The sequence below is a fragment of the bacterium genome, assembly GCA_019912885.1.
Taxonomy (GTDB): domain Bacteria; phylum Lernaellota; class Lernaellaia; order JACKCT01; family JACKCT01; genus JAIOHV01.
In genome coordinates, this window is record JAIOHV010000200.1 from 1 (window position 1) to 8,080 (window position 8,080).

The following is an 8,080-nucleotide window of genomic DNA, read 5'->3' on the forward strand; positions in this document are numbered from 1 at the left end:
TCTCGATGCTGACCGCGCCGAATGACGCGGCGTTCCCCGCGCCCAAGGCCCCGCAGCTTCCGGCAAACGTCGCGCGCCTGCGCTCGTTGATCGCGACGCAACAAAACGCGGCTTTTCGCGCCGCACTCTGGCGCGCGGCGATCGCGGCGTTCGCCGGCGTTTCGGAGGCGGAAGTCCTTGCCGCGCTGCCGCCGTTGTCGGTCGCGCTTGGGGCGGGCGACGCATTCGCGCGGCCGGCGGGCGGCGACATTTACGAGCTTGCCGAGCTCGCCCCCGGGAACGCCGAGCTCCAGCCCGGCCCTGGGAACGCCGAGCTCCAGCTCGGCATCCCCCCACGCAACTCGGACTCGCTCCCAGATCGATTCGACCTCGCCCGCCGCGCGCGCGAACGCCAGCGCGGCGCGAGCTTTCGCTGGATGACGCACGCCGTCGGTTTCGCCATCGCGCACGAGGCGACATTGCGAGCGCAAATCGAGCGGCAGCACGAGGCGATCGTTGCCGCCGCGTCCGAAGTAGCGCTCGCCGCAAGGCGGACGGGGGCGGATCGCGGCATTGGCGACAACGTGTTTTTGTTGACGCTCGACGAGCTTTCCGGGCGCGTGCCGCCGCCCGACGCGCAAACGATCGCGTCGCGGCGAGACGCGCTTGACGCCGCCCGCCGTGATCCGCCGCCTTCGGTGCGTTTTTTCCGCGACGGCATCGAGGTGCGTTTCGCGCGCGGCGAAACGATCCCCGGCGCGCGCCGTGGCATCGGCATCGGCGCGGGCGTCATCACCGGCACGCTCAACAATCCGCGCGACGCGGCGCCCGGCGCGGACGCGATCGACCTCATCCCCGATACCGATGTGCGCCACCTTTCGACGCTCACGTTTTCGCGCCCGATCCTCGCGCTCGCGGGCGGCATCGCCGGACATCTTGCGACGGTCGCGCGTGAGCTCGGCGTGCCGCTATTTGTCATCGACGCAAGCGGCGGCGATGCGACGTTCGCCCCCGGCATGCGTGTGACGATCGATTTTGAGAAGAGGACGGTGCGGAATGCGTAACGCAATTGGGAATGGGGAATTGGGAATTGGGAATGCCGTCACGCACTCGCCTTTGGAAGATTCCCAATTCGCAATTCGCAATTCCCAAATCGCGACGGAGTCGCGCCGTGCCTGACCCCGTCGGCATGGCGCCGGTGGCGCTGCTCGCGATCTGGCCGGGGCTTGTCGTGCTCGGCATCGCGCGGCGGGTGTCGGCGCGCGCGTTATTCGCGTTCGCGATCCTTAGCGCCATCGCGTCGGGCATCGTTTTTCGATGGCTCGTTGCCGCGTTTGTCGCCGGCGACGTGTCCGACAAAATCGCGGGCTTGGCGCTCATTGGCTTTGACGTCGGGTGGTTTGCGCTCATCGCAGCGATCGCGCGCGATGAAAGATTCGCGCGCCAAACGCGCACGGCGATGATGATTGGCGCGTTCGAACTGGCGCTCCTTGGCGCGCTTGTCGTTTTTCCTCGCGACTACGAACACAACCTCTGGCTGATGGATATCGCCAATCGCGTCATCGACGGCGCTTTCGGCAACGCGGGTGGATTTGCTCGCGACGCGCTTGACGCCTACGGTCTCGTGACGTTGTTTGTCGCGCGGCATTTCGTTGCGCTCGCCGCTTTTGGAGTCGCCTTGATCGCCGCCGCGACGCACCGGCTGCTCGCGCCGCTTTTCAATCGCGACGCCGCGGAACTCGCCGACGCGCGATTCGGCCGATGGACGCCCATCGCGGCGGCGCTTGTCGTTTTCGCGTCGATCGCGCGCCGCGTTCTGTCGGATCGCGAATTTCTCGGACTCGATCTCGCCGCGCCGATCGTCGCGGGCGCGTACGCTGCGTACGGCGCGGCGCTGCTCGCGCGTGCCTGGCGAAACGGACGCCGCGCGCCGGCGTTGTTTGCCGCGATCGTCGCGCTTGCGTGCGCGCGGCCGATCGCCGTGCTCGCGCTTTGCGGATGGCTTTGGAACGCGCTCGGCTGGACGCGTGCGGACGAAAACGCGTCCGCCCGGCCGTTCGCCACGGGGGCGCGGGCGCTCGTTTCACTGACGCGGCCGCGCGGACTCGCGGTCTCGTTCGCCGTGGGATTCGTCTTTCTGATCTCCGCCGGCCCCGCGACGTTCGAGGACGAAAACGCGCCGCGCGTCGCCGCGTCCGCATTGCATATCGACCCGCACGGCGTCGCCATGCGCCGCCTGGCGACAACCGAAGGCGCTTTCGCGATCGATGTCGCCGAGTCGGCGATGGCGCGCAACGCGATCGAACACGCGTGCGCCGAGCGCGGCGCGCGTCGATGCCGCATGGACGAATGGGAAATCGCGTGCCGGGGGTTCGCGGGAAAGACGTACGGCACGACCGACGACCCCGCCGCGGCGCGTCGCGATTTGACGGCACGGTGCAACGTGCGCCCGCTTTTCGATTCGCCGCGCGGCGTGCGCGAATCGGCCGGCGACGAATGCGTCAACGACGCGGGCGTCGCGGATATGCACGGCAACCGCTGGGAGCTTGTCCAATCGGGCGGGCCGTTCTTACGCCTGGCCGGCGGCGGCGTCCACTACAACGACGACCAAACGATGCGCTGCGACTTCACGATGCGCCTTTTGCCAAACCAGCTCGCGGCCATCGCCGCCACCGCGCCGATCGGCACACGCTGCTGCACGGATTCGGCGGTACACGGAGAACACCGAGAAGACACGGAGAGCGCAGGGAAATGAATGTCCGTGTCATGCCAAAGGAAATGCACGTCATCGACTCGATAAACACTGCCTCGGTGTCCCCTTGTCTCCTCCGTGATCTCCGTGTACCGCCGGACTCTTGAAGAAATCGGGCCGATCGGCAACGCTTGAAGGGTTCATGACGCGGCGCGGTCATCGCCGCGATCGGAGTTACGTTGAGCTTCAAGGTCCGCGCACTCAAGCTTGTCGACACGTGGGGCGGCGGGATCGCCGCGCGCGTGCTGGGGCTGTGGAATCATGCGCGCACGCTCGGGCCGCCGTTCGTGGAGATCGTGCCCGGCAGCGTGCGTCGCGTGGTGTTCATCCGCCCCGGCGGGATGGGCGACCTGCTGCTTCTTCTGCCCGCCGCGAAACGCCTGAAGGACGCCCTGCCCGGCGTGCACATCGCCGTCGTCGCGGAAAAGCGCAACCGCGCGGTCGCAAAGATGTCGCCCGTCTTCGACGAAGTGCTCTGCTACGACGAGGAGCCGCTGCGTTTTTTGCGCAAGCTGCGCGCGGCGCGATTCGACATCGCGATCGACACGGAGCAGTTCCACTATTCGTCCGCGATCTTCGCGTATCTTTCCGGCGCGCCCGTGCGCATCGGCTTCAAGATCAACCCGGCGCGCAACGAACTTTACACGCACCTCGTGGACTACCCGATGGATCGCCACGAGACGGAGGCGTTCGACCTGCTCGTCCGCCCCGTCGCCGGCGAACGTGCGTCGCCGATCGAGATGACGGGCCTTCTTGACACCTCGCGCCTGCCGGACGACGTGCCGGGGCTGCCCGACGCGCGCGATTTCGTCGCGGTGTTTCCGTTCGGCGTCGCGCGCGGAAAAAGCTGGCCGGCGGGCCGATGGGCGGAGATCGTCCGCCGCCTGCTGGCGCGCGGCGAGGACGTGGTGCTGATCGGCGGCGCGGATTCCGTCGCCTTTTCCGGCGAGGTGCTGAAAGCCGTCAACGATACGCGCGTGCGTTCGGTGGTCGGGCAACACACGCTTGCGCAGACGGGCACGACGCTTTCGCGCGCGAAATTGCTTGTCGCGTGCGACACGGGGGTGACGCACCTCGCGCACGCGCTCGGCACGCCGGCGGTGGTGCTTTTCGGCGCGTCCGACGAACGCAAGTGGGGCCCGCCCGAATCGACCGGCACGAGCGTGACGAGCCACGTGCCGTGCCGGCCGTGCTCGATCTACGGCTACGTGAAGCTGTGCCGCACGATCGACTGCATGGATCGCATCAGCCAGGAACTGGTGTGGAACGCGATCGAGGCGCGGCTCGCGGGCGCGATGCCGTCGCGCGTCGAAACGATGCCCGAACCGCAACGCGCGGTCGCCCCCTGACGCCGTCCGTCGCCCGATGAAATTCCCCCGCGCGGCGCTCGACTTCCTACGCAAGAAACCGGTCTCGCTGACGCTCTCGTTCGCCGTCACGATCGTTGCGCTGTGGTTCGCGCTCGCCGGCACGGATTTTCGCCGGACGTGGGAGTCGATGCGCGCGATGAAGCCGGTGTGGCTTGCCGCGAGCCTTGGCGTGCTCGTGTTCGGCACGTATGTCCGCGCGTTTCGCTGGAACATCATCATGAAGCGCCAGGGATCGACGATGATGGCGTCGCTCGACGCGATCCTGATTTCGATCTTCTTCAACGGCGTGCTGCCGCTGCGCTCCGGCGAGGTGATCCGGATCGGCTATTTCGCGCGGCGCACCGGGGCGGGCGTTCCGGCGACGACCGCGGCGCTCGTGCTGGAGCGCGCGCTCGACATGACCGCGCTCGCGACGATCGGCGCGGTGGCCCTTTCGGTGCTCGCGGGCCGGCAGGCCGAGGCGATGGCGGTGCCGCCTTCGTGGCTGGCGGCGGGCGCGGGCGCGGCGCTTGTCGCGATGATCGGCGGCGGCATCTTCCTGAAGGCGCGCGCGGGGCGGCCGGTCGCGGAAGGCCACGAGCCCGGCCCGCTGACGCGCATCCTGAACGACGCGCTGAAAAGGCTGACGGTCCTGGAGTCGCGCGTCGAAGCAGGCTCGGTCATCGGCCTGTCGTTTTTCAGTTGGCTGATCACGCTGTTTCCGGCGTATTTCGTTTTCCTCGCCGCAGGGATGACGCCGTCGGTCATCGACGTGGCGATCATCCTCGTGTTCATCGTGTTTGCGATCTCGCTGCCGTCATCGCCGGGATTCATCGGCACGTTCCACGCGGGTTTCGTCTTCGGCGCGGAAATGGTCGGCATCCCGAAAGAAACCGCGCTGCCCGTCGCGATCGTCGCCCACGTCTTCACGCAGGTGCCGTTCATCTTGTGGGGCGCGTGGGTGCTGCTGAAGGGCGGGCGAAAGTTGATTGCTAAGGAACAAACCGATTAAACGATCGCGGCCGTCTATCGATTTCGTGCGCTAGCGCACGCATCGAACCGAATACGACCCGTCGCAGGAATTGTCCGGGAAACATGCGAATACTTTCGCGTCCGTGAACTGCAGAATCCACGGGTATTCCGGAATGTCGGTGATGACGGACGACGACCAATACCAATCGCATTCCCCTTCGAGCTCCGACACACCGAAACAACCGTCGTTCGGCCCATCGCCCACGTCGCAACCAAGGCACGTGTGATCCGCGCATGGCGGAGGATCGCCGTCGTCGTCGGACGTTTTCGGGTCGGCGCGCGATTCGCCCCCGGCCGCGGCATCCTTGTTTCCGGCCTCGTCGTCGCTGAAGGCGGCGCAATCGTCTGTCACACCGCACGATCCGCCGGATTCCGTGGCGGCGCATCCACGCACGAGCGTGCGCAATTCCGAAATCGAGGGAAGACGCCAATCGTCGAAACCCGACACTTGCAGGTCGTCACAATGCTGATTCGCCGACTTCCATTCGACTTCCTCGAATCTGGCGGATTGCCAGGTAAGCCCTGTCGAGGCGTCGGTCCATGCTGCGTCCGAATGATCGCTGTTGTCGTCATCGGAGCCGTTCAAGCACGACATCGCGATGCCGGAGCCGAAAATCAGGAAAGCGATCGCGATAACAAATTGGTGATTCCATTTGTAATGCATGCGATTCCCTCTTCCCGATGGAAAATTTGTGGTTTTCGAAGCAGGCGGGACGCCTGCGCTCCGTGGTCAGAAGCCGTCGAGCGGCAGGACGTTGCGGGAGGCGCCGACGGCCAAGACCCATCGGCCTTTTTCCTCGCGCACATATTCGGTGAGTTGCATCCACGCCGCGTTGGAAAAGCGCGCGGTGAGGCCGAAGCGGATCTCGCAATACGGCTTGCCCGCGCGCATGCGCAGGGTGGAGGGGTCGAGCACGTCGTGCGTGTCATCGTGAAGACGCAGGCGCAGATGGTCGCCCGCCGGACGCAGCGCGGTCACCAGCAGCGGCGCGTCATCCACCACGACATCGACGCGGATCTTGCCGTCGGTGAGGAACACGCGGCCGTCGTCGTCCGTCGAAAGGTGCCGCGACAGATATCGCCACGTGCGTTCGTGGGTGATCTCCTCGCCGTCGTGCTGCCAGGTGCCGTCGCTCAAAATGTGAAAATTGCCGGCGAGCGGATGCTCGCTGACATCAATGAGCGGGCCGCCGCCGGCGCTCAAGCCACGCCCCACCGGCGAAGCCTTTTGGCGATCTCCGGCAATTGGGCGACGCCGCCGAAGATCTCGCGGCCGAGCACGCGCTCGGTGATGCCCGCGTACATGTGCGAGATGGCCGCCAGCATGTCCGCGTCCACCGGCGTTGGCGCTCCGCCGAGCGACGCAACGATTTCGTGAAGCGGGCGATCGTCGCGTTCGGCGATTTTCTTGGCCTTGTTCATCGCGTCGATAAACTCCGGCTGCCGCTTGATGTGATACTGACGCAGGGGCTCCTTGCTGATCTGTAGGCTTTTGTACGTCAGGCGCAGTTCGTCGGGCGTGATGGCGTCGGCCAAGGCGAGGCCGGATCCGAGGCGCACGAACTCGAATTTGCCGTCCCAGAGGGTCAGGCCGGCCTCGGCGAACTGGTCGGAAAGCCAGAGCGCGACAAGCAGCGTCGCGTGCAAAAGCGTGACGAACGCATCGGGCGAAAGGCCGGCGAAATTCATCGCCGATTCGTAGGCGAGGAAGCGATCCGCGGGCTCGAGCTTGGAGAAAAGCTCGATGACCGGACGCGGCAGGCGCGCGCCTTCCTTGACGGGTTTTGTCAGCCCAAGCTCGCGCGCGTACCCGGGGTTTTCCGCGACGCGGCGGATAAGCGAGGAGCCCTTGGGCGCGCCGAAGCGGAAGACGCACTCGAGCGGCACGAGATGGTTTTTGAGATCGGGTCGAAACGCGCCGTAGTTGTAAAGGCGCCGGCCGGACACGGTGACGGTTTCCGGGCGTACGATGCGCACGGCCTGCACCTCGAGGACGTTGCTCGATCCGCGCAATTTCGCAAGCGGCACGACCTCGCCAGAGTCGTCGACGATGCCGCGGTAGTGCGTGGGGAAACCTTCGCGCGCGAGGCGTTTGTAGACAGGCGATGCGGCGATCTCGTCGCGCAGCGCCTTGTCGCGCACCTTGTCGAGCACGCCGTTTTTCGCGAACGCCTTCCAGGTCGCGGGGCGCGCGATTTCCTCGAACAGATGCGCGGACAACATCGCCGCGGCGGCGCCTTTGTTGGGGATGGCGTCGGGCATCTTGCCGTGGTCGAAGACGGAATAGTCATCCGTGAATTCGAACCACATGACGCCCGGGCGCGTGGCGGTGGGCGCCTTCTTCACGCGGAGGTTCTTGGTGCTTCCGACGTGGGCGAGCCTGGTTTTCGCGACGGCCGCCGCGCGGCCGGCCTTCCGGTTGGCGTCTTTCATGGGTGTTCGCCTATTCACCGCGAGCCCGGCGCTCGGCGGCGCGCAGGCGTGCGCGCATATCCTCGCTTCCGGGGTTATTCTCGACAGCGCGGCGGGCGACATCGAGCGCGGCGGCGGGCATGTTCTCCTCTTCGAGAATTTTGAGCATGGTCGTGTAAGCGGGTACGTAGGTGCCGTCGAGCGCGATCGCCTTTTTGCAATGGGCGACCGCTTCGAGCGTGCGTTCAAAACCGTCGATGAAGCGGTCACGGTAGAGCGCGCGAGCGAGCTTGACGTGGGCGTCCGCGCGTTTGGGATCGCGCAGGACGGCCTCGCGGAAACGTTGGTGCGCGACGCCGTATTCGGACGCTTTCATGAGCTGATCGCCCTTGTGAATCACCTCGTCGATCGGATCGAAAACGATTTCGGACTCCGGCGCGAGCGCGGTGGCGGCTGGCGCTTTCGCGGGCGCCGGCTTTTCTTTCGGCGTCTCGGCGGGCGCGTGGATTCGGGCCGGCGCCGGTTCCGCCGCGGGCGGCTCGCGGCGAGGTGGGGG

At 66.4% G+C, this 8,080-nt stretch carries 8 protein-coding genes; 4 read left to right on the forward strand and 4 right to left on the reverse strand.

Translation table 11 applies throughout. The features are described from left to right. From K8I61_17590 to K8I61_17605, 4 genes are all read left to right on the forward strand, one after another. The coding region (locus tag K8I61_17590; protein MBZ0273856.1) for a hypothetical protein at positions 1-1,043 on the forward strand (1,043 nt) is incomplete at its 5' end. Between the two features lie 107 nt (positions 1,044-1,150). Further along, positions 1,151-2,734, forward strand: coding sequence for a hypothetical protein (locus K8I61_17595; protein ID MBZ0273857.1), 1,584 nt, complete (start codon positions 1,151-1,153; stop codon positions 2,732-2,734). Positions 2,735-2,910: 176 nt separating this feature from the next. Further along, a complete protein-coding gene (locus K8I61_17600) occupies positions 2,911-4,080 on the forward strand; it encodes a glycosyltransferase family 9 protein (protein MBZ0273858.1) in 1,170 nt (389 codons plus the stop codon). 16 nt (positions 4,081-4,096) lie between these two features. Then, positions 4,097-5,092, forward strand: coding sequence for a flippase-like domain-containing protein (locus tag K8I61_17605; protein MBZ0273859.1), 996 nt, complete (start codon positions 4,097-4,099; stop codon positions 5,090-5,092). Positions 5,093-5,122: 30 nt separating this feature from the next. On the opposite strand, the gene K8I61_17610 is transcribed toward K8I61_17605, so the two are convergent. The 4 genes from K8I61_17610 to K8I61_17625 form a co-directional block, all read right to left on the reverse strand. Further along, a complete protein-coding gene (locus K8I61_17610) occupies positions 5,123-5,776 on the reverse strand; it encodes a DUF1566 domain-containing protein (protein MBZ0273860.1) in 654 nt (217 codons plus the stop codon). A 66-nt stretch (positions 5,777-5,842) separates the two neighbouring features. Further along, complete coding sequence (locus K8I61_17615) at positions 5,843-6,316, reverse strand: DUF1285 domain-containing protein (protein MBZ0273861.1); 474 nt, start codon at positions 6,314-6,316, stop codon at positions 5,843-5,845. Continuing rightward, positions 6,313-7,545: a hypothetical protein gene (locus tag K8I61_17620; GenBank protein ID MBZ0273862.1), complete on the reverse strand. Its 1,233-nt coding sequence runs from the start codon at positions 7,543-7,545 to the stop codon at positions 6,313-6,315. Before K8I61_17620 ends, K8I61_17615 begins: the two co-directional genes overlap by 4 nt. Positions 7,546-7,555: 10 nt before the next feature. After that, positions 7,556-8,080: hypothetical protein (locus K8I61_17625; GenBank protein MBZ0273863.1), on the reverse strand; the 525-nt coding region annotated here is incomplete at its 5' end.